The 20,597-nt window shown below is 69.7% G+C and carries 17 protein-coding genes and 1 riboswitch; of the genes, 14 read left to right on the forward strand and 3 right to left on the reverse strand.

The features are described from left to right. Positions 1-53: 53 nt before the first annotated feature. The 6 genes from KOI35_RS36860 (at position 54) to KOI35_RS36880 (ending at position 6,785) form a co-directional block, all read left to right on the forward strand. Positions 54-1,229, forward strand: a complete 1,176-nt coding sequence (locus KOI35_RS36860) for an NAD(P)/FAD-dependent oxidoreductase (protein WP_246614344.1) — start codon at positions 54-56, stop codon at positions 1,227-1,229. A gap of 157 nt (positions 1,230-1,386) precedes the next feature. Continuing rightward, positions 1,387-2,880, forward strand: coding sequence for a DHA2 family efflux MFS transporter permease subunit (locus KOI35_RS36865; RefSeq protein WP_215793329.1), 1,494 nt, complete (start codon positions 1,387-1,389; stop codon positions 2,878-2,880). Positions 2,881-3,419: 539 nt separating this feature from the next. Then, positions 3,420-4,031 (forward strand): HEAT repeat domain-containing protein, encoded by a 612-nt coding sequence (locus tag KOI35_RS36870; protein ID WP_215793330.1) that lies wholly within the window; start codon positions 3,420-3,422, stop codon positions 4,029-4,031. Positions 4,032-4,523: 492 nt separating this feature from the next. Continuing rightward, positions 4,524-4,655: a hypothetical protein gene (locus KOI35_RS48600; protein WP_281420427.1), complete on the forward strand. Its 132-nt coding sequence runs from the start codon at positions 4,524-4,526 to the stop codon at positions 4,653-4,655. Positions 4,656-4,749: 94 nt separating this feature from the next. Beyond that, positions 4,750-6,162: an amino acid permease gene (locus KOI35_RS36875; RefSeq protein WP_215793331.1), complete on the forward strand. Its 1,413-nt coding sequence runs from the start codon at positions 4,750-4,752 to the stop codon at positions 6,160-6,162. Next, entirely contained in the window at positions 6,159-6,785 is a 627-nt protein-coding gene (locus KOI35_RS36880; RefSeq protein ID WP_215793332.1) for a GNAT family N-acetyltransferase, read from the forward strand. Before KOI35_RS36875 ends, KOI35_RS36880 begins: the two co-directional genes overlap by 4 nt. Here the strand turns inward: KOI35_RS36880 and KOI35_RS36885 are convergent. Then, positions 6,754-7,446, reverse strand: coding sequence for an SDR family NAD(P)-dependent oxidoreductase (locus tag KOI35_RS36885; protein WP_215793333.1), 693 nt, complete (start codon positions 7,444-7,446; stop codon positions 6,754-6,756). The genes KOI35_RS36880 and KOI35_RS36885 overlap by 32 nt on opposite strands. A 102-nt stretch (positions 7,447-7,548) precedes the next feature. Here KOI35_RS36885 and KOI35_RS36890 point away from each other — a divergent pair, with 102 nt between their 5' ends. The 8 genes from KOI35_RS36890 to KOI35_RS36925 all read left to right on the forward strand — a co-directional run bounded on the left by KOI35_RS36890 (position 7,549) and on the right by KOI35_RS36925 (position 16,812). After that, complete coding sequence (locus KOI35_RS36890) at positions 7,549-8,478, forward strand: helix-turn-helix domain-containing protein (RefSeq protein WP_215793334.1); 930 nt, start codon at positions 7,549-7,551, stop codon at positions 8,476-8,478. A gap of 1,609 nt (positions 8,479-10,087) precedes the next feature. Further along, a complete protein-coding gene (locus tag KOI35_RS36895; protein ID WP_215793335.1) occupies positions 10,088-11,425 on the forward strand; it encodes a ferredoxin reductase family protein in 1,338 nt (445 codons plus the stop codon). A 14-nt stretch (positions 11,426-11,439) separates the two neighbouring features. Then, entirely contained in the window at positions 11,440-11,847 is a 408-nt protein-coding gene (locus KOI35_RS36900; protein WP_215793336.1) for an FMN-binding protein, read from the forward strand. A gap of 9 nt (positions 11,848-11,856) precedes the next feature. Next, a complete protein-coding gene (locus tag KOI35_RS36905; RefSeq protein ID WP_215793337.1) occupies positions 11,857-12,531 on the forward strand; it encodes a response regulator transcription factor in 675 nt (224 codons plus the stop codon). Continuing rightward, positions 12,528-13,877: a HAMP domain-containing sensor histidine kinase gene (locus KOI35_RS36910; protein ID WP_308121316.1), complete on the forward strand. Its 1,350-nt coding sequence runs from the start codon at positions 12,528-12,530 to the stop codon at positions 13,875-13,877. Before KOI35_RS36905 ends, KOI35_RS36910 begins: the two co-directional genes overlap by 4 nt. 37 nt (positions 13,878-13,914) lie before the next feature. After that, positions 13,915-15,423: a diguanylate cyclase domain-containing protein gene (locus KOI35_RS48605; protein WP_308121317.1), complete on the forward strand. Its 1,509-nt coding sequence runs from the start codon at positions 13,915-13,917 to the stop codon at positions 15,421-15,423. Between the two features lie 40 nt (positions 15,424-15,463). After that, on the forward strand, positions 15,464-15,787 hold the full coding sequence (locus tag KOI35_RS36920) for a PadR family transcriptional regulator (protein ID WP_215793338.1): 324 nt from the start codon (positions 15,464-15,466) through the stop codon (positions 15,785-15,787). Beyond that, positions 15,784-16,812 (forward strand): hypothetical protein, encoded by a 1,029-nt coding sequence (locus KOI35_RS36925; RefSeq protein WP_215793339.1) that lies wholly within the window; start codon positions 15,784-15,786, stop codon positions 16,810-16,812. Before KOI35_RS36920 ends, KOI35_RS36925 begins: the two co-directional genes overlap by 4 nt. Positions 16,813-17,906: 1,094 nt before the next feature. Here the strand turns inward: KOI35_RS36925 and KOI35_RS36930 are convergent. Further along, a complete protein-coding gene (locus KOI35_RS36930; RefSeq protein ID WP_215793340.1) occupies positions 17,907-18,140 on the reverse strand; it encodes a hypothetical protein in 234 nt (77 codons plus the stop codon). Between the two features lie 651 nt (positions 18,141-18,791). Continuing rightward, positions 18,792-18,967: riboswitch (cyclic di-AMP (ydaO/yuaA leader) on the forward strand. Between the two features lie 987 nt (positions 18,968-19,954). Continuing rightward, the gene (locus KOI35_RS36935) at positions 19,955-20,593 is read right to left on the reverse strand and encodes an alpha/beta fold hydrolase (protein WP_215793341.1); all 639 of its coding nucleotides are present in this window, start codon (positions 20,591-20,593) and stop codon (positions 19,955-19,957) included. Positions 20,594-20,597: the final 4 nt, after the last annotated feature.

Consider the following 20,597-nt stretch of genomic DNA (forward strand, 5'->3'; position numbering starts at 1 on the left):
GATCTGCGGGCCTGGTCGTCCACTATGGCGGGGGACTGCTGACTAGGGGGATCATGTACGACGTCATTGTGGTCGGGGCCCGCGTTGCCGGGTCGCCGCTGGCCATGTTGCTCGCCCGCAAGGGATTCCGGACGCTGCTGGTCGATCGGGCCACCTTTCCCAGCGACACCGTCTCCACCCACGTGATCCATCCGCCGGGCGCGTCGGCGCTGCAGCGGTGGGGTCTGCTCGACGACGTGGTGGCGACCGGGGTGCCGCCGGTCGGGCGCTACTCGTTCGACTTCGGGCCGCTGCAGCTCGCCGGGGCGCCGGGCACGGCCGATTCCCCGTACGCGTACGCGCCGCGCCGCCAGTTGCTCGACAAGATCCTGCTCGACGCGGCGGCGAAGGCCGGGGTCGAGGTGCGTGAGGGCTACACGGTCGAAGAGGTGCTCGTCGAGGACGGCGCGGTCGTCGGCATCCGGGGCGCCGACGGGACGGTCGAGCGGGCGCGCGTGGTCGTCGGGGCCGACGGGCGCAACTCCGTCGTGGCCAAGGCGACCAGCCCGGCCGCGTACGAGGATCGCCCCGCGCTCACCGTGGGCTACTACTCGTACTGGAGCAACCTGCCGACCGACACCTTCGAGGCGTACAGCCGGCCGGGCCGCGGGTGGGCCGTGTGCCCGACCAACGACGACCTCACCCTGGTCATCGGCGGGTGGCCGCACGCCGAGCTGGCCGAGCACCGCAACGACGTCGAGAACACGATGATGGCGATGTTCGAGTCGGCCCCCGCGTTCGCCGAGAGGATCAAGGACGCGAAGCGGGAGGAGAAGATCGTCGGGGCTTCGGTGCCGAACTACTTCCGGGTCCCGTACGGGAAAGGGTGGGCTCTGGTCGGCGACTCCGGCTACAGCCGCGACTTCATCACGGCGCAGGGCATCACCGACGCCTTCCTCGACGCCGAAAGCCTGGCGCAGGCGCTCGACGAGACGCTGGGCGGCGGCACGGCGTGGGACGAGGCGCTGGCCGGATATCAGACCCGTCGTGACACCCGGGCCATGCCGGTCTATCAGATGACGCTGGGCATCGCGTCGCTGCAGCCGCCGGACGAGCAGATGATCCAGCTGGTCTCCGGGATCGTCGGCAAGCAGCCCGCGATGGACGCGTTCGCCCGCCTCAACTCGGGCGTCACGTCGCCGGTCGAGTTCTTCGCACCCGAGAACGTGGGCCGCCTCCTCAGCGCCTGAAACGCGGTGTTTCCGCCCGGCCCCGGTACGTGTCGCCGCGTACCGGGGCCGGGTGTTGGTTGCGGGTCGGTTGTATCCGCCGATAACGGTCTTATCGAACCGGACTCTCTGCCGAAGCAATGGGGGACTCGACCCCGCTTCTCGTGGAAGGTTACGGATGACGACCGATACTCAGGCTCGCCCGGCCACGCCGCCGCCCGCGGCGACGCCGGTGCCCTCGGGCCGCTGGTGGGCGCTCGTGGTGCTCGCGATGGCCCAGCTCATGGTGGTGCTGGACGCGACCATCGTGAACATCGCCCTGCCCACGGCCCAGGCCGACCTGGCGTTCTCGGACGCCTCCCGCCAGTGGGTCGTCACCGCGTACGCGCTCGCCTTCGGTTCGCTGCTGCTGCTCGGCGGCCGTCTGTCCGACTTCTTCGGCCGCAAGCGCATGTTCCTCATCGGCCTGGTCGGCTTCGCCCTGGCCTCGGCCCTCGGCGGCGCCGCCAACGGCCTCGAGATGCTGATCATCGCCCGCGCACTGCAGGGTGCCTTCGGCGCTGCCCTGGCCCCGGCCGCCCTCTCGCTGCTCTCCACGACCTTCACCGAGCCGTCCGAGCGCGGTAAGGCGTTCGGCATCTTCGGCGCCATCTCCGGTGCCGGCGGCGCGGTCGGCCTCCTGCTCGGCGGCGTGCTCACCGAGTACGCGTCGTGGCGCTGGTGCCTCTTCGTCAACCTGGTGATCGCGGCCGTCGCCGTCGCCGGCGCGCTGCTCAAGCTCACCGACGAGCCGGTCACGTCGCGCGCTCGCATCGACATCCCGGGCGTCGTCACGTCGGTCGCCGGTCTGGTCGGTCTCGTCTTCGGTCTCGGCAAGGTGGAGACCGACGGCTGGTCCTCGGCCACCGCGCTGGTCCCGATGATCGGCGGTGTCGTCCTGCTGGTCGCCTTCGTGGTGATCGAGCTGCGCGTGACCAACCCGCTGCTGCCGCTGCGGGTCGTGCTCGACCGCAACCGGGGCGGCTCCTACGCCGCGATCAGCATCTCCGGCATGGGCATGTTCGGCATCTTCCTGTTCCTGACCTACTACATGGTCGGCAACCTCGGATTCACGCCGGTGCAGACCGGCCTGGCGTTCCTGCCGATGCTCGCCGCGATCATGACCTCGGCCACCACGGCCGGCTCGATCCTCACCCCGAAGATCGGCCCGCGCCCGCTCGTCCCGGTGGGCGCGCTCATCGCGGCCGGCGGCATGCTGTTCCTGACCCGCCTCGACCTCGACTCGACCTACGTGTCCGGCGTCCTGCCCGGCCTGCTGATCATCGGCCTCGGCCTGGGCCTGGTCTTCGCCCCCACTCAGAACGCCGCCACCAGCGGCGTCGAGCACCGCGACGCGGGCGTGGCCTCGGCAATGATCAACACGGTCCAGCAGATCGGCGGCTCGATCGGCACGGCGCTGCTCAGCTCGTTCGCGGCGACCGCCGCCACGAACTACGCCGCCTCGCACCCGAAGTCGGCCACCCTGATGGCCGAGGCGTCGCTGGCCAGCTACCACACCGTGTTCTGGTGGTCCTGCGGCCTGTTCCTGGCCTGCGCCGTGGTGTCGGCCCTGCTGTTCCGCACCGGCCCGCTCGACGTCGACCCGGACGCCCCGCGAGCCATGGCCCACTAGGTTCCTTTTCCCGTACGGGTCCCGGCCGCGCAACCACGCAGCCGGGACCCGTCCCGTTTGCCCGCAGCGCTCAGTCCGCGCGCTTCCGCTCACTACGCGTTCCGTCCGCTGCGGCCATTTCGCACGTGTTCGTTCGTTGCGTGTTGGGTGCGCGGCGGCCGGTCTGTGCGTGTTCGCTCGTTGCGTGTTCGGTCCGCGGCGGCCGGTTCGCGCGTGTTCGCTCGTTGTGTGTTCAGTCCGCAGCGGCCAAACCGCGCGCGTTCGCTCGCTGCGTGTTCCGTTCGCGGCGGCCGGTCCGTGCGTGTTCGCTCGTTGGACGTTCGGTCCCGCAGCCGTCGGTCCGCGCATGTTCACTCATTACGTGTTTCGTCCGCAGCGATCGGTCCCCGCGCGTCAGTGCATTGCGCGTTTGTTCACCGGAGCCGGCCGCGCGCGCGTTTGTGAAACTTCTTAACGGTCGCCTCACATTTGTGCCAGGTGGGAAGTGATCGGGTGGCGATGCGACCACGCTCAGCTAGCCGTGCTAATAATGTCCGTCGATGGACGGGGATGCGGAGTGGCAGCGGTGGCGGCGGGAGATCTTCGGCGACCCCTATCAGGTGTGGCATGAGGGTCCGCAGTTCACGGCCTTGATCGAGGCGGCCCGGCGCGATCACCGGCTGGTCGAGCGCATGTTGCGGGCCGGCCTGGTCACCGGTGACACGCTCGCCGCGCAGTCGTTCACGGCGCTTGCCGGGGCCGGGCTCGCCCCACCCGACGGCGTCAGCATCCTGCGCACCGCGCTCGGCCGGGCCACCGAGGAGTTCCGGGTCCGGGTGGCCGAGGCGCTCTACGCGATGACCCGCGACCCGGGCTGGGCGACGCCGATCGCCGGGGTGCTGATGGGGTCGCAGTCCGAGTTCGTCCGGCTCGACGCGGCGATCGCCCTCTCCGGCTTCCCGCCCAGCACGGCCCTGGTGCGGGCGCTGGCCACGGCGGTCAGTGATCCCGAATACCTGGTCCGCTATCACGCCGCCAACACCATGCTGCACTGGTCGGGCGAGCGCCGCCCGGTCGACGGGGTGCCCGCCCTGTTCGAAAAGATCACCGACGACACCGAGGGCGCCTGGCGGGCCGCCGCCGATGAGCTCACCGCCCGCCTCTGCCCCTGACCCGTCTCCCGGGAGCTCCGGCCCGGCGATCGCTGACGTGCTGATCGCCCGGCTCTGCCCCTGGCTCGTCTCCCGGGAGCTCCGGCCCGGCGGTCGCTGACGTGCTGATCGCCCGGCTCTGCCCCTGGCTCGTCTCCCGGGAGCTCCGGCCCGGCGGTCGCTGACGTGCTGATCGCCCGGCTCTGCCCCTGGCTCGTCTCCCGGGAGCTCCGGGCCGGCGACCGCTGACGTGCTGATCGCCCGGCTCTGTCCTTGAGCTGTCACCTGGGGCTCTGGGTGATTGTCGGCTGACCTGCTGATCGCCCGGATCCGCACCTGACCCATCTCCCGACGTTGTGGTCGAGTGGTGCTTGACGTGCTGACTGCTCGGCTCTGTCCTGACCCGCTGGGGAGGCGGTCTTGGGTCGACTGCTGTACGAGATAGCGGTTTGAACTGACTAATGCGGCGCGCGACCCTCGCCCGTACGGGGGAAATCTTGTGCTTGTCACTGTGTGGCTCGTTGGGCGGGTGTGGAGGACGAGGAGAACGAGCATCCGATCGGGCCTGGCACCACGATTGCGCTGATCGCCGGGTTCATCGTGTTCTACGGGCTGTTCATCGCGGTCGCGCTGGCCCGCGGGTGAGGTCTGGCCGGCACCCTGAAGAATCCATGCCTGTAGATGCGCGCGGCGGCTTCGCGTGGTACTCCGAGTAGGAGCGCTCAGCGAGGAGGCCGCCATGTCCGTGTCACCGCAGCGGTTCGGCCGGGGGTCGGGGATCTTCCGCCGGAAGCCGATCGACGATGTCTCCGACGAGCGCGAGACCGACCTCACGCGTTCGCTCGGACTGTGGCAACTGACCGCGATCGGGGTCGGCGGCATCATCGGCGCGGGCATCTTCGCGCTGGCCGGTGCGGTCGCCAACGAGACCGCCGGGCCCGCCGTGCTGTTCTCGTTCCTGATCGCGGGCATCGCCAGTGCCGCCGCCGCGCTGTCCTACGCCGAGTTCGCCGGCATGATCCCCAAGGCCGGGTCCGCTTATACGTACGGGTATGTCGTGCTCGGCGAGGTCGTGGGCTGGTTCATCGGCTGGGACCTGCTGCTCGAGTACACGGCGATCGTGGCGGTGGTGGCGATCGGCATCTCCGGCTACTTCTCGTTCCTGATGGCCGATCTCGGGCTGAACCTGCCGGCCTGGATGCTGGGCGCGCCCGGCACCGGCGACGGGCACGTGGTCGACCTCTTCGCCGTGGTGTTGTGCCTGCTCATCGCCTATCTGCTGAACCGCGGGATCCGCGCCGCGGCCCGCGCCGAGACGATCGTCGTGGTGCTCAAGGTGGCCATCGTGCTGCTGGTCGTGATCGTCGGCGCGTTCCACATCACCCGGTCGAACTACGAGCCGTTCTTCCCGTTCGGCTGGAGCGGCGCGATCACGGGCGCGGCCACCGTGTTCTTCGCCGTCTTCGGGTACGACGCGATGAGCACCGCGGCCGAGGAGTCCAAGGACGCCCGGCGCCACCTGCCCAAGGCCATCATCTACTCGCTGATCATCTCAATGGTCCTGTACGTGCTGGCCACGCTGGTGCTGACCGGCATGCAGAAGTACACCGAGATCGACCCGGAGAGCGGCTTCTCGTCCGCGTTCGCCGCGGTCGGACTGTCGGGCATCGCCGACGTCATCGCGGTCGGCGCCATCATCGGCATCCTGACCGTGATGTTCACCTTCATGCTGGGCGTGACCCGGGTCTGGTACTCGATGAGCCGCGACGGTCTGCTGCCCGCCTGGTTCGGCAAACTGCATCCGACCCGCCGGGTGCCGTCGCGGGTCACCTGGATCGCCGGCATCGCGTCCGCGGTCATCGCCGGTTTCCTGCCCATCCGCGAGGCGGCCGAGCTCACCAACATCGGCATCCTGCTGGCCTTCGTCGTGGTCTGCGTGGCCGTCATCGTGCTGCGCTACCGCCGGCCCGAGATCCCGCGGACGTTCCGCCTGCCCGGCATGCCGGTCATCCCGGTGATCGGCGTCGTCTTCTCGATCTGGCTGATCACCTTCCTCGAGCCGGTCACCTGGCTGCGGTTCGCGGTCTGGTTCGTGCTGGGGCTGGCCCTGTACTTCTTTTACGGCCGCCATCACTCCAAACTGGCCCGATGACCTTAGGATCCGTCGCCTGGCCGCCCGAGCCGATCCGCACCGAGCGGTTGGTGCTCCGCGCGACCGAGGCCCGCGACCGCCCGGCCTTCATCGAGCTGTACGCGTCGCCCGAGGTGCACAAATATCTCGGCGGCGCGCAGCCCCGGGCCGATCTGGAACGCGACACGCCCGCCGTCCCCGCCGAGTGGCCCGGGAGCTTCGTGGCCGACCTTGAAGGTGACCTGATCGGCCACCTCATGCTGCGCCGGCCGGAACGGCACCGCCCGGCCGCCGTCGGCAAGGTCGACCTCGGCTACCTGTTCCTGCCCCGGGCGTGGGGGCAGGGCTACGCGACCGAGGCGTGCGGCGCGGTCCTGACCTGGTTCGACGGCGCGTTGCCGGGCGAACCGGTGGTGCTGGCCACGCAGACCGCGAACACCGGCTCGATGCGGCTGGCCGCCCGGCTCGGGTTCACCGAGCGGGAACGGTTCCACGCCTGGGACGCCGACCAGTGGCTCGGCGAACGCGTCCCCTCTCCGACGCAGCCGCGGAGCGCCTCGACCGCGGTCCACAGTGCCGGTTGGCCGGCATCTCGAATCCCATCGTCGATCTCTACCACGGCACGGTCCCGCGACGGTCGGTGAAGGTCGCCGTCGGAGCGCCCACCCCCATGGCGGCCAGCCGCACCACCGCGTCGGTGCCCTCCTCGACGGTCTGCGGTCCCGTGTTGCCGTTGGTGTCGGTCGGCGTCCACCCCGGGTCGACCGCGTTGAACCGGATCCCCGGCAGCGCGTTCGCATACTGGATCGTCAGCATGGTCAGTGCCGACTTCGACGCGCTGTAAGCGGGCACCACCCATTTGCCCCACTCTGTCTCGGTCATCTGGTGGAACGAACCGAGCCCGCTCGACACGTTGATCACCGACGGCGCCTCCGAAGCGCGCAGCAGCGGCAGGAACGCATGCGTGACCCGCACCACGCCGAAGACGTTGACGTCGAACACCGCCCGGAAGTCCTCGAACGTCATGTCGGTGCCCGGCACACTGCCACCCGCATTGATCCCGGCATTGTTGATCAGAACATCAAGCCTTCCCACCTTTTCCCGTACGAGTTCAGCCGCGCCCCCGACCGACGCGTCGTCGGTCACGTCGAGCGGCACGAACCGGGCCCCGAGCGCGGTGGCGGCCGCCTGCCCGCGTTCCGGATCGCGCGCGCCGATCCAGACGTTGTGCCCCGCGGCGATCAGCCGTCGAGCGGCGGCGAAACCCAGTCCCTTGTTGGCTCCGGTGATGAGCGTGTTGGTCATGGCGTCGATGCTCGGCCCGGCGCCGGGTTCCCGCCAGGCACCCGTTTTCCCTGGGACTACCGGTACCACCCAGGGCCCCCGGATCCTGCGCATACTTGGCCGATGGGACGTACCCGTACGGAACTCGGCCTGGCTCTCCGCTCGTGGCGTGAGCGCGTCGCCCCGGCCGACGTCGGCCTGCCACCGGGCAGCGACCGCCGCGTCCCCGGCCTGCGCCGCGAAGAGCTGGCCCTGCTCGTCGGCATCTCCGTCGACTACCTGGTGCAGCTCGAACAGGGCCGCTCGGCCCACCCGTCGGCGCAGGTCCTCGGCGCCCTGGCCCGGGCGCTACGCCTCGGCCCGGTCGACCGCGACCTGCTCTACCGCCTGGCCGGCTCGGTGCCCCCGCCCTCCGGCTCGGTACCCCGCTCGATCCCACCCGGCGTCCAGCAGATGATCGACCGGATGAGCGACACCCCGCTCGCCGTCTTCACCGCGGCCTGGGACCCGGTGCAGTGGAACCCGCTGTGGGCCGCACTGTTCGACGGCTCCACCGACAACTTGGCCCGGGGCCATTTCGCGGGTGCCGCCCCGCCCGGCGCGTCCCGGGTCTCCCGAGAGCCCGCCCACACCGACGCCCTGGAACGCCGCCTGGTCGCCGACCTGCGCCGAGCAGCGGCCCGCTACCCCGACGACCGGGCCGTGGCCGAGTTGATCAGCGGCCTGCGGGCGGCGAATCCGCGCTTCGCGGAGCTGTGGTCGCGGTACTACTCGGTGCCGCAGGGCCGCTCCCGCAAGACGGTCGTCCACGCCGATCTGGGCGAGATCACCCTCGACTGCGACATCCTGACCATCGAGTGCGCCGACCTGCACATCGTCCTCAACTGGGCGGCGCCGGGCACACGCGACGCCGCGCTGCTCCAGGCCCTGCGCGATCGGGTGGCTGAGCCCGGGCTGAGAGCCGTTTCACCCACGCCCGAGGTGGGCGCGACACTGGCGGGGCGCTGGGGGACGATGCGTGGCGAGAGGGAGGCACCATGGCCCGGATTCTGAACTGGTCTTTGCTCTGGCAGCCCAGACCGTGCAGCGCCGACTGCGCCGCGCCGGCGCCCTCGCTCCCGGTCAGCCGCGGAGTCACGGTGACCGGCGCGTCCTGCCGCCGCATCCGGCCCAGCGATGACGCGCCCATCCGGGTGCGGCACGCTCCTGCGCGGCCGCTGGGCGCCCGCCCGCGCTCCCGCTGACCCCTCCCGCGCGGGGGAGTCCTGCGCTCGATGGTGCCGCTGCGGGAAGCGTCGCGCTCGGTGCCGGCTTGCTTCCCATTACCGTCGCCGGGCTCAGCTGCGAAGACCCCGGCCCTCGCACGTGGTCCCGGTTGCCGGCGGGGTGACCGTGGTGTCCGTTCGTCGCGTGCTTAGGCCGGCTGTGCGTAGGGCCGGCTGTGCGTGGGTTGCCTGGGGCTCGGCCGTCGCGTGCTCACGGCTGTGCGGGGGAGAACCTGGGCCCAGCGCTCGCGTTGTGCCCTCAGCTGTGAGTGCGGAGAGCCTGGCCCGGCCGTCGCACGGCGCCGGCCTGCCCGATCGGGTCGAGGGCGGGCGACCGCGCGTAGTCATTGGCCAGCGCGACCAGCGCGTCCCACTGCTCTCGCGTGCGCCCGACTGTGCGTGGGAGGTCCTGGGCCCGGCCGTCGCGTGTGCTCGGCTTTGCTGGGAAGACCCTGGGGCGCTGCCCCAGACCCGGCCATCGCTGCGGAGATCTCCCTGGCGATGGGTGCGGTTGGGTGGTTCGGGGATCTCCTTGCGGCGGCGGCCAAAGCGAATCGCAAGGGAGGGCTGGGCGCAACCAAACCCCGGTTGCGCCCAGCCCTCCCTCACGATAAGCGGAGGCTGCCGTCGCAAGGAGATCCCCGAACCGGGCGACTTGCGCTGCTGAAAACCCGTTCTCGTGCTTACGGGTACGAGACGCGTCCAGGTTTTCCGCGATGGCGACGGAGGTGCCGCATGCTGGAGCCTCCCGATCAGGCGGGTCAAGCCCGTGGCGACCGCGTTCGGTTGGCGCGCACGGCTTCTCCACGCAGGCGTTCCGCAGGGTCGGACGACAGCCCTAGCTCGATCTCACCGACACCCCGAAACCGTGCTGACGGCAGCCAGCGCAAGCGACCCACCCACCGCACCCACAACAGGCCACCCGCCCGGCGGAGGCCGCCCGACTACCGCAACCACAACAGGCCAACCCCTACCGCAACCGCCTCACCCCCTTAACCACAAGGGCCTTGGCCGTAACCCATCGCCCAAGCGCGACGTACTGAGCGCAACCGGCACGGTTCGCTCGCATGACCCACCACTCAGGCCCGCTCGCCCGCCAATCACGCCTGCAGCAACCCCAACGCGGAAGCCAGACCCCCAACCGCAGGCGGACCGCCCAAGACCAAGCCGCATCCACCAGCCGCGCAACCAGAGTCCTGCCGAAAGGTGATTCCCACGCAAGGCTGGGGGCCAGGGTGACCACTGAAGGCAATAAGACGCCCCACCGCCATCAGTGGTCACCCTGGCCCCCAGCCGTCCCAGCGCAACCAAAACGGGCCCCCAAAAGAGCAGAACTCTTAACGTGCTCTTAGACTCATTTACTTGAGCCTTCATGTAATGAAGCCACAGTTGACCGCATGACGATCAACAGGGCAAGAACCCCGGGATGGTGGGGCGCCGCGGCCACAACGGCGGCAGGCGCCTCCCTGACAGTCGTCACCTCGATCTGGGTGGCCAACGGGGGACCGCAGGATCTGACCGGTGGCGGTGCGCTCTCCGCCACCGGTCGCCTCCTTGGCCTGTGGGCCTCCGACCTGCTGCTGATCCAGGTGCTCCTGATGGCCCGCATCCCCCTGGTCGAGCGCGCTTTCGGTCAGGACCGCCTGGCCCGTTGGCACCGGGTCACCGGTTTCACCTCGTTCTGGCTGCTCCTCACCCACATCGTGCTGATCACGCTGGGCTATGCGAGCACCGCCCGTACGAATCCTCTGGCCCAGCTGTGGAGCATGATCTGGAACTTCCCGGGCATGCTCCTGGCCGCCTCGGGCACCCTCGCGCTCGTCATGGTCGTGGTCACCAGCATCCGGGCCGCGCGTCGCCGGCTGCGATACGAGTCGTGGCATCTGCTTCACCTGTACGCGTACCTGGGCGCCTTTCTCGCCCTTCCGCACCAGCTCTGGTCGGGCAGTGACTTCGTCGGTTCGCCTCTTGCCACCGCCTACTGGTGGGGGCTGTGGGGCATCGCCGTCGCGGCCGTTCTCACGTACCGGGTCGTGTTACCTCTGCTGCGGAACCGCCGTCACCGGCTGGTTGTCGACCGGGTCGTGCCTGAGGCGCACGGCATCACCTCCGTCTACCTCGATGGTCATGACCTGCATAGACTTCCGGCCCGGGCCGGGCAGTTCTTCCACTGGCGGTTTCTTGACGGGCCGGGCTGGACGCGCTCCAACCCGTTCTCGTTGTCGGCGGCACCGTCCGATCAGTTGCGGATCACGGTCAAGGATTCGGGCGACGGCAGTGGGCGGGTCGCGACCCTCAAGCGCGGCACCCGGGTTCTCGTGGAAGGTCCGTTCGGCAAGCTGACCGGCGAGTCCTACGCGGGCGGGCCGGTGGTGCTGCTGGCCTGCGGCATCGGGATCACCCCGCTGCTGGCCCTGCTCGGCGAGCTCCCCTATGCGCCGGGGGAGGCCACCCTGCTTTATCGCGTACGCGATGACGCCGCGACCGCCTTCCGCCCGGAACTGGACCGGTTGGCGGCCGAGCGTGGGGTGCGCGTGGTCTACCTGACCGGGTCGCGCGGCAGCTCGTGGCTGCCCGCCGACCGCTCGGACGATCTGTTCTCGCTCGCCCCGGATGTGCGCGCTGCCCGGGTTTTCATCTGTGGCCCGGAGGAGTGGGCGGCGCAGGCGCGGACCGCGGTCCGCGCGGCGGGAGTGCCGGCCGCGCGGGTGCACACCGAACTCTTCAGCTGGTAACGGGAGGCCGACCGATGCGACGTATCACCCTGTGGATGTTCTCGACCGTGGCCGCACTCGTGCTGCTGTTCAGCTATCGCACCAGCACCAGTACGCCCGCCGCGGCGCCCGAGGCGATCTCTGCGCCGGGCGCGTCGAAGGGGGAGGGCCAGTTCGACGGTTCCGCGGTCCCGACGAACTGGGGGCCGGTGCAGGTCCGCATCACCGTGGCCGACGGCAAGGTCACCGCGGTGGACGCGCCGGTGTCCCCGGCCGACGACCCGGCCGACGCGGGGATCACCAAGGGCGCGCTGCCGTCGCTGCATGAGCAGGCGCTGGCCAAGCAGAGCGCCGACATCGACTCGGTGTCGGGGGCCACCTTCACCAGTGCCGCGTACAAGGAGTCGCTGCAGGCGGCGCTGGACGCGGCTCAGCTCGGATAGGGGAGAGACATGCGGATCCTGGTGGTCGACGACGACGCGGCGGTGCGCGCCTCGCTTGCGCGGACGCTGCGGTTCGAGGGCTACCAGGCCGACACCGCGGCGGACGGGCGCGAGGCGCTCGAGCTGGCCCGCAGCACCGCGCCGGACGCGATGATCCTGGACGTCAGCATGCCGGTGCTCGACGGTCTGCAGACGTGCCGGTTGCTGCGCTCGGAAGGGGTGCCGCTGCCGGTGCTGATGCTGACCGCGCGGGACAGCGTCGGCGACCGGGTGGCGGGGCTGGACGCGGGGGCCGACGACTACCTGGTGAAGCCGTTCGCGTTCGAGGAACTGCTGGCCCGGGTGCGCGCGATGTTGCGGCGCTCGGCGCTGGCCGCCAGCGCGTCGACTGTTCTTGCGTACGGGGGAATCCGTCTTGATCCCGAGACGCGCGAGGTGTGGCGGGACGATCAGCCGCTGCGGCTGACCCGGACCGAGTTCACCATCCTGGAGGTGTTCCTGCGGCACCCGCGGCAGGTGCTGAGCCGGGCCGCGCTGTTCGAGCAGGTGTGGGGCTACGACTTCGGCGAGGGGTCGAACAGCATCCACGTCTACCTGGGCTATCTGCGGCGCAAGCTGGGGGAGCCGCGCCTGCTGCACACCGTGCGCGGGGTGGGATTCGTGCTGCGTGAGGACCCGCTGTGAAGTCGTTGCACGGGCGCCTCGCGGTGATGGTCGCGGCCGCGGTCGCCGCCGCCGTGGTCGTGATGGCCGGGGCGGCCCTGCTGACTGTGGCCGCCCTGCACGCCCACCAGGTGCAGGCCACGCTGGCGACCGAGGCCCAGGCGATCGCCGCGCAACCGGGACAGTGGCAGGCCACCCCGACGTACGGGGGAAAGCCTTTCGGTCCGCGCTGGCAGTTCGTCGACGTGAGCGGGACAGTGACCGCGAGCCCGACCGGGCTGCTGCCGGTGACCGCCGCGGCGAGCGCGGTCGCCGCCGGCACCAGTCCGCCCCGGCAGGAGGAGGTGCGGATCGACGGCAGCGTCCACCAGATGCTGACCGTGCCGCTCGACGGGGGCGGCGCTGTGCAGGTCGCGCTCAACCAGGAGCGGTCCCGGCAGTCGCTGACCATGCTGGCCGGGCTGCTCGCGCTGGTCTGCGTGGCCGGGGTGGCGGGGGCGGCCTGGCTCGGGCGGGTCGTGGCGCGGGCCGGTCTGGCGCCGGTCGAGCGGCTCACCGATGCGGTCGAGCGGGTGGCGGTGACGATGGATCTCGGGTGCCCGATCGAGGTGACCGGGACGGACGAGGTGGCCCGGCTGGGCCGGTCGGTGAACACGATGCTGGCCGCGATCGACACCTCCCGCCGGGCCCAGCGCACCCTGGTCGAGGACGCCGGGCACGAGCTGCGGACGCCGCTGACCAGCATCCGCACCAACGTCGAGCTGCTGCTGCGGGTCGAGCAACGCCCGGCCCAGGCCCATCTGTTGCCCGCGCCGGACCGGGCCGAGCTGCTGGCCGACCTCGACTCGCAGGTGCGCGAGCTCACCACGCTCACCACCGAACTCGTCGAGCTCTCCCGCGAGGACGCGACCCGCGAGACCCCCGAACCGGTCGACCTGGCCGACGTCGTGGCCGCCGCCGTGGCCCGCGTGCGCATTCGGGCGGCGACGGTCAAGTTCGAGTTTCATCCCGTACGGGCGATGGTGTCCGGACGCGCCGGAGAGCTCGAGCGGATGGTCGTCAACGTGCTCGACAACGCGGCCAAATGGAGCCCGCCCGGCGCGACGGTGACGGTCCGGGTCGAGGCGGCCGGCCCGCTCTGGTGGGAACTGGCCGTCGACGACGAGGGTCCGGGGATCGCCGCCGCCGACCGGCCGCACGTGTTCGACCGGTTCTATCGGGCGCCCGCCGCCCGCGCGCTGCCCGGCTCGGGTCTGGGGCTGGCGATCGTCGCGCAGACCGCCGCCCAGCACGGCGGCACCGCGACCGCCGGGGCCCGGGAGCCGCACGGGACCACGGTGACGATTCGGCTGCCCCGCCCGGCGTAATCCTCAGCCGGGCGCCCGCGCGACCGATAGCGACGAGGTGAGCCACGACAGGTCGGTTGCCCGGATCGCGTTCGACGCGGCCCGGCGCGATCCCCTCCTTCTCGTGGCCACGGCGTGGACCCTGGCCGCGGTCGGCCTGATGTTCGTCCTGTCCGGGCACGCCAACGGGCAGGTCCAGGTCTTCTGGGCCGCGCAGCCGCTGCTCGACGCGATGGTGGCGTACGCGTCCTGGCGGGTCGTCCGCATCTCGTCCGGGGCTCAGCGCCGGTTCTGGCTCGCCATGGGTGGTGCCTGCGCCGCGTTCGTGGTCGGGGACTGCGTCCAGGCCACGTACGCGTTCTCCCACGACGACCAGTGGTCGACGGCAGGCGGAACCGTGCAGGGCGTGCTGTTCGGCATCGGCCTGCTCGCCATCATCGTGGTGATGCTGATCCACCCGATGCCCGGGCACTCGCGCCGGGAACGGGTCGCCTTCTGGCTCGACGCGACCACCGTGCTGGTGGCCGGCGCCGTGGTGGCCTGGTGTTTCGCCGTCGGCCCGGAGGACGCCGACAACGTCGTGACCACGCTCATCTCGGGCGCGGTCATCCTCACCTCCGGGTTCGCCGCGGTGAAGCTGGTGCTCAGCGGCAACGCGCCGATGCACCGGACCGCGGCCCTCCCGATGATCGTCTCGGCCGCGGTCAACAGCTGCGGGTTCTTCCTCGAACCGGGCGCCGACGGCCCGATGCCCGCCTACGTCTACGCGGTGCGGCTGCTGCCGTCGTTCCTCATCCTGCTCGGCCCGCGCGTGCAGGAGGTCGTCGCGCGCCACGCCGAGACCACCAGCCTCGTCCCGCATCGGCGGAAGCCGTACAGCCTTCTCCCGTACGGCGGAATCGCGGTTGCCTTTGCTGCCGTGCTCGTCGTGCTGCCCGAGGGGCCGAACGCCCGGCTGTGGGGCGCGATGATCGGGCTCGGCATCATCTTCGCGCTCGTGGTGTGCCGGCAGCTGGCGGCGTTCCGCGACAACACCCGGCTGATCGACCGGCTCGACGCGACCCTGGCCGAGCTGCGCGAACAGGAGAACCGGCTGCGCCGGCAGGCCCAGACCGACGGGTTGACCGGGCTGGCCAACCGCACCCACTTCTACGACGAGGTCGCCGCCGCGCTGCCCGGCCGGACAGCGGTGCTGGTGATCGACCTGGACGGGTTCAAGGCGGTCAACGACTCGCTGGGGCACGCCGCCGGTGACGCGCTGCTGATCGGGGTGGGCGACAAGCTGCGCGCGTCGGTGCGCCCGGGTGACCTGGTGGCCCGGCTCGGCGGGGACGAGTTCGCGGTGCTGCTGCGCGACTGCGGCGACGCGAGTGCGACGGCCACGGCCGACCGGATCCTGGAGGCGATGACCTTTCCCATCGCGTACGAGGAAACGGTGGTTCGCGCCAACGCCAGCATCGGGGTGGCCTGCGCCTCGGCCGGTGACGACGCGAGCGGCCTGATGCGCCGGGCCGACCTGAGCATGTACGCGGCCAAGCACGCCGGCAAGGGCCAGTGGGTTTCATAGTACGGTTGACGGTATATACCGGAGGCTGTACGGTTCCGGCATGCAGGAACCCACCTTTCTGATCCTGGCCTCCGTGGCCGATCAGCCGCTGCACGGCTACGCGATCGTCCGCGCGGTCGCCGAACTGTCCGGCGGCGACGTCAAACTCCGGGCCGGCACCCTCTACGGCGCCCTCGAACGGCTGGCCGAGCAGGGCCTGATCGAGGTCGACCGGGAAGAGGCGGTCGACGGCCGGCTGCGCCGCTACTACCGCATCACCTCCAGCGGCGCGCGGTCGCTCGAGACCGAGATCGCCCGGCTGCGCCGCAACGCGTCGGCCGCCGAGAGCCGGCTGCGACTGTCCTTCGGCGGCGGTGCCGCATGACCGGCCTCGAACGGCGCTACCACCGGCTGATGTTCGCCTATCCGGCCGGCTACCGGCGCGGCCACGCCACCGAGATGGTCACCACGCTGCTCGAGATGGCCGACGACGGCCAGACCCGGCCGACCCGCGGCGACGCTTGGGACCTGCTGGTCAGCGGCGTGCGCCAGCGGTTCCGGCTGCCGTCCGGGCGGCCGCTGCTCTACGTCGTGGCAGTGCTCGTCACACTGATCGGCGGCGGGTTCGGGGCCGCCGCGGGTTCGTGGGCGGCCACCTCGACCATGGCCGACCTGCCGTCCCAGGCGGGCATCGAGTCGCTGACCCGCCAGATCGCGGGCGACGGCTCCGACTTCCACACGTCCCGGATCAGCACGCCGTGGACGGTCACGTTCGCCGACGCCGGGATCGACGCCGGCGCCGCCTGGACGCCCGACGCCGCCCGCCGGACCCTGTCGGCCGACGGCTGGGAACTCGGCTCGATCCAGCCGCGCAGCGGGGTGACCTCGACCTGGGACCCGGTGACCGGTGCCCAGATCAGTCAGGAACTGCGCGGCAGCTCCTTCGAAGCCACCCGCGACGGCCTGACCATGGACGTCACCGCTTACGTCTCGGGCGAGCACGGGCAGATCCTGCTGACGGCGTCGCCGCTCGACAACGGCACCCTGCTGCCGCTGGTGATCGCCGGGGCGATGCTGGGCCTGCTCGGGGGCTGGCTGCTGGTCGCCGCGGGTGGCTATCGCCTGCGGTCGTCGTCGCGCCCCCGGCTCGCGTCCGCGTTGACCGCGCTGGCCGTCGTGGCGCTGGCGGTGCCGGCGTTCGCGTTCTGGGTCAATGTGTGGCGCGTGGCCGGCACTTCCGACGATCCGATCTACACCGTGCACAGTGCCTTGAGCCCGGACCTCTACTGGTCGTACGGCTGGCCGTGGATGCTGGTCGAGCTGTCGGTGGCCGGCTTGCTCCTGGCCGTGGGCGCGTGGTTCGCCCTGCGCGGCCGGTCGGTGCCCTCGCCGGCGCAGCTACCCGCGTAACCGTCTCGCCGGGCGCCGGGTGCGGCCGTCTTCGATCTTGTCGGAGGCCCGTACCCGGCCGCTCGCGTCACCCGTAGCCGACGTCGAGCAGCGTTCACCGGCCCGCCCCGCTTCCGGGCGCCGCCGCCCGAGCAGCTCGCGTCCCACGGCGACCTTGACAGCGTGCTCCGCCGGTCGTTGGTCCGGATGCCGGCACGGGGTCGTCACAGGTCTCCCGGGGCTGGGTGCCGCCGACGCGGCAACGCGTGGTTTCGCTCGGGAGTCCGGGCGCCAGATTCGCACAACCTCGGTATTGCGTTGCCGGCACCGCGCGCTGCGATGTTCGCGAGACCGGCACCGCTCGCGGGTCTTTGTCACCCGATGGTGCCGACGGTCGCTCGTGGTCCCGTTTACATTGCGAGCAAGCAGCTATTGAGCCTGATTGGGCGCCCGTGCGCGGATCTGCCGATGAGAGTGCACCCGATTTCCATGGCACGATCTCACTACAACGCTTTGCCTTTCCCAGTCGCGGCCGGCTTGTCCGCCGCCCGGATGGTGCCGCCGCGTGGCAACCAGACGTCGTCTTTGACGACGAGGCCAGCGGAACTCGCGGCTGGCGAGTCGACCACTCGTCGGGCGCCCGCACGTATCTGCGGCTTGCGACGAGCGGGAAGGTCCTCGTTCGCGGTGACGACTTGCAGGTTATGGACGAGGGGCGGGACCTCATGGTCCCGCCGTCGCCGAGGCCGGCTTGACCGACTTCTGGTTGGTTTGACCCAGCGTTACGTCGGTCGTCAGCCCGCGCACGACCTCAGGGCGAGTCACGGCCATCCAGTTCCAGGCGAGGCGGCGCGCATGGTGTCTGGCTCCCTCTCCACCACCGAGGGCGCTTCGCGCCGTAAGCGACTGTCATAGACCGGCCGCTGTGGACGGCGTCATTACTACGACCCTGAGCGGTCAGGAGTCAAGCGGCGGGCCGTAGGCTTGCGCGCATAGGGCGCATACGCCGAATCCGTCACCGGCTCGCACGTGCGGCGACTGCGTCAAGGAGGCTTTGCGTCTCAGTCCCAACACTAAGCCTGGAGGGCAGAACGCAAATGACGCTTCGCAAGTCTCTAATAAAGAGCTAGGACGGGATAGGTGCCAAATTGATATCTGATTCGAGTGCGGTCGTCCGAAAGGTGACCATCGCATTCCTCGCCAATCTCGGCACTCATGCTTTCCACTGTTTCAGGACTCAAGTCTACCCATTCGCCGTTAGCTCGCGCATCGTACCCTTGCGAGCAAAGCGTTTCGGCAAATTCGTATGCCATTCCTTCATCGCCGATATCCGCCCGGTAGAGGTCCATGAATGTCACTCCCTAAAGTATTGGCGTTCATGGGCATCGTGGAGTAAGCCTTGCTGAATGTTGCACAGCCCAAGGTGTTTCGACTCTAGGTCAATGAAACCGTATCGGTCAGCCGTCAGTCAAGGTGCTTAGGCGTAGCCAGCGACGCGCGGGTGAACGTACGTACTCAGCGGTGCCGCGGACCAAGCTCAAGGCATCATGATCGTTGTTTGATACGAAGGCGATCAAGCGTCGTTAGCGGCCGGTCGATGGGCTTAATCCAGGCCTCGATGTGCTCTCGTTTCCAAACCCGCCCCTACGTCAGCTCGAGCAGAAAAACGAAATCCGACCTACTGATCTGCCGCCGTCCGAGCGTGGTAAAGCGCCGACGCGGTCACACGGTGCAGGCGATAGGCCGGCGCGTCAGCGCGCGCTCATGCCTAAATAAGTGCCTCCTTACTGGGTGGGCTCCCGTTGCTGCGTACTTGGATAGTTTTTAATACCCTTTATAGTGTTTTGTAGCAAATTATTTAGCCACTCAGGTCGCTTCGGCGGCTAGTTGATCTTCCGGTACGATTTTGGCGTCGGCTAGCGCTCGCCTGCTGACTCGAGACGGATAGGTTCACGCCGAGCCCTGCCCCGGGCCATCCGTCTCGACCGCCCGCAGTGCGAACTAACACAAGGCAGACGGGGGCAGGGACGGGGGACCCATTTCCGGTCCTCTCCGCGCCACCCGCTCTGGTGGCGTTTACGGAGAAGGCCTTGGGGTGAAGCCGCCATACTCAGCGGCCGGGCAACCTTCCCGCCCGAACCCGACAGCTAACCTCGCAAGCGTGCCGGAAGGAGAAGGGTATGCCTGTATGGTTGCTCGTGCATTGCGATTAGCGCCGGGATCTCGCTCGCTACGCGTTGTCAAAAGCGTGGGACTACCCGCTGGGCACTTGGAGTTCTCAAGTGACGCGGCCGGCGCGCGGGCAAGACGTACAGCAGCCGTCCGGAAGTGTCAGCTATGTCGACCGTCTACATCCGGTCTTCAAGCTGGTCTTCTCGAGCGTGCTAGCAATTACTCTGTTGTCGCTAGTACTTGACCTCTTCCTGGTTCTGCTCATCCAGCAGCCTAGCGATGAAGCCAGAAGCCTAATGGATGCCTGTCTCACTATCGTTAAAACAGGCTTCGGTGCGGTCGTTGGTCTAGTTGGTGGTAGCGCCACACAAATGATGCAGCAACGGATCGATCATCGTGATGCATCTCGAAGTGGAGCCAAGAACCGGCGAGCTGCCCCTGGCGGTTAATCCGGGAGATTATTGATGGTGTCGCTCAGATCTTGGGGTGGCACCATCAATTAATTCTGTGCGCTCCAAGATCGCGGCGTTTCATCGATCCTGATTCGGCCAGGTTCTTGGCTCGTGTTCAGCCGGAGTTCGAAGCTCACTCTCTGCTGCATGTGGGGCACGCGCCGGGCTGCCGGACTCGAACCGGCTCATACTTCGCGGTCGTCAGCACAGGAGTGCTGGTTGCTCTTTTACCCATCCGCCTTTGACCGGCGCCCCGCAACAAGATACTTGCCGACCTGCGCTGATGTGAGGGAGCTATCCGGGCGTGCGCTCTCATGCCGCGATCTGTGCACTCGCCCGATGCCAAAAGATCCGCGACGAACCCTGTCACGTCTCGTTCCGGCGTGGCTACTACACCGAAATGGCCTCCGCCCCGCTCGAGATGTTCGGGGGCGAGCCGGATACGGGCGACGGCTGGGAACTGGTGGTCAGCGGCAAGCACTGGTGGTTCCGGGCGCAGGCCGAGGCGGCCGCAGATGATGCCGCGATGGCCGGCCCGGTTAGCCTTTCGTATAGCGGTCGAGCAGAGTTGCCAGGTCCAGCGGGTGGCTGAGGGCCGGCGTGTGGCCGCCGTCGATTTCGTCGGGGACTGCGGCCAGGCGCTCGCGTGCGACCCGGCGTACGAAGTCCGGTGGTAGCAGCCGATCGTCGCGGCACAGCACGACCCGGGTCGGCACGTCGGGCCAGGCCCGCAGGGGTGACGGCTCGCCGAGGCGGGTCTCGGACTGGTCCTTGCCGCGCCGTCGGGCCTCGTCGGCCAGGGTGGGCGGGACGTCCTGGTAGAACAGCTCGTCGTCGCCGGAGCTGCCGGGCCAGGCGGTGTTCGACCAGAAGTCGACGGGTGACTCGCCGGGGGCCGGGATCATCGGGGCGACCAGGACGAGCAGTTCGGCCGGCATGCGTTGGCACACCAGGGGCGCGACGAAGGCGCCGAGCGACTGCCCGACCACCACCAGGCCGCGCCGGTCGCCGACCGCCTCGACGACGGTGTCCGTGTACTCCAGCAGGCCGGCCTTGTCGTCGTCGCAGGGCAGGTCGGGTGCGATGGTGTCGTGGCCGCGGGCTCGGAGTTCGGCCTCGACCAGATGCCAGTACCAGCCGACGTCGCCGGCGCCGTGGATCAGCGCGAACGTGGCCATCCGG

Origin of the sequence: Paractinoplanes bogorensis (assembly GCF_018829635.1) — a bacterium.
Lineage (GTDB): Bacteria > Actinomycetota > Actinomycetes > Mycobacteriales > Micromonosporaceae > Actinoplanes > Actinoplanes bogorensis.

Bases quoted from the DNA above. Each gene is read 5' to 3' on its own strand.
- KOI35_RS36870 (WP_215793330.1), top strand. From the start codon at position 3,420: ATGGACGGGGATGCGGAGTGGCAGCGGTGGCGGCGGGAGATCTTCGGC.
- KOI35_RS36880 (WP_215793332.1), top strand. From the start codon at position 6,159: ATGACCTTAGGATCCGTCGCCTGGCCGCCCGAGCCGATCCGCACCGAG.
- KOI35_RS36935 (WP_215793341.1), bottom strand. From the start codon at position 20,593: ATGGCCACGTTCGCGCTGATCCACGGCGCCGGCGACGTCGGCTGGTAC.
- KOI35_RS36925 (WP_215793339.1), top strand. From the start codon at position 15,784: ATGACCGGCCTCGAACGGCGCTACCACCGGCTGATGTTCGCCTATCCG.
- KOI35_RS36890 (WP_215793334.1), top strand. From the start codon at position 7,549: ATGGGACGTACCCGTACGGAACTCGGCCTGGCTCTCCGCTCGTGGCGT.
- KOI35_RS36900 (WP_215793336.1), top strand. From the start codon at position 11,440: ATGCGACGTATCACCCTGTGGATGTTCTCGACCGTGGCCGCACTCGTG.
- KOI35_RS36860 (WP_246614344.1), top strand. From the start codon at position 54: ATGTACGACGTCATTGTGGTCGGGGCCCGCGTTGCCGGGTCGCCGCTG.
- KOI35_RS36920 (WP_215793338.1), top strand. From the start codon at position 15,464: ATGCAGGAACCCACCTTTCTGATCCTGGCCTCCGTGGCCGATCAGCCG.
- KOI35_RS36930 (WP_215793340.1), bottom strand. From the start codon at position 18,140: ATGGACCTCTACCGGGCGGATATCGGCGATGAAGGAATGGCATACGAA.
- KOI35_RS36865 (WP_215793329.1), top strand. From the start codon at position 1,387: ATGACGACCGATACTCAGGCTCGCCCGGCCACGCCGCCGCCCGCGGCG.
- KOI35_RS36875 (WP_215793331.1), top strand. From the start codon at position 4,750: ATGTCCGTGTCACCGCAGCGGTTCGGCCGGGGGTCGGGGATCTTCCGC.
- KOI35_RS36905 (WP_215793337.1), top strand. From the start codon at position 11,857: ATGCGGATCCTGGTGGTCGACGACGACGCGGCGGTGCGCGCCTCGCTT.
- KOI35_RS36895 (WP_215793335.1), top strand. From the start codon at position 10,088: ATGACGATCAACAGGGCAAGAACCCCGGGATGGTGGGGCGCCGCGGCC.
- KOI35_RS36885 (WP_215793333.1), bottom strand. From the start codon at position 7,446: ATGACCAACACGCTCATCACCGGAGCCAACAAGGGACTGGGTTTCGCC.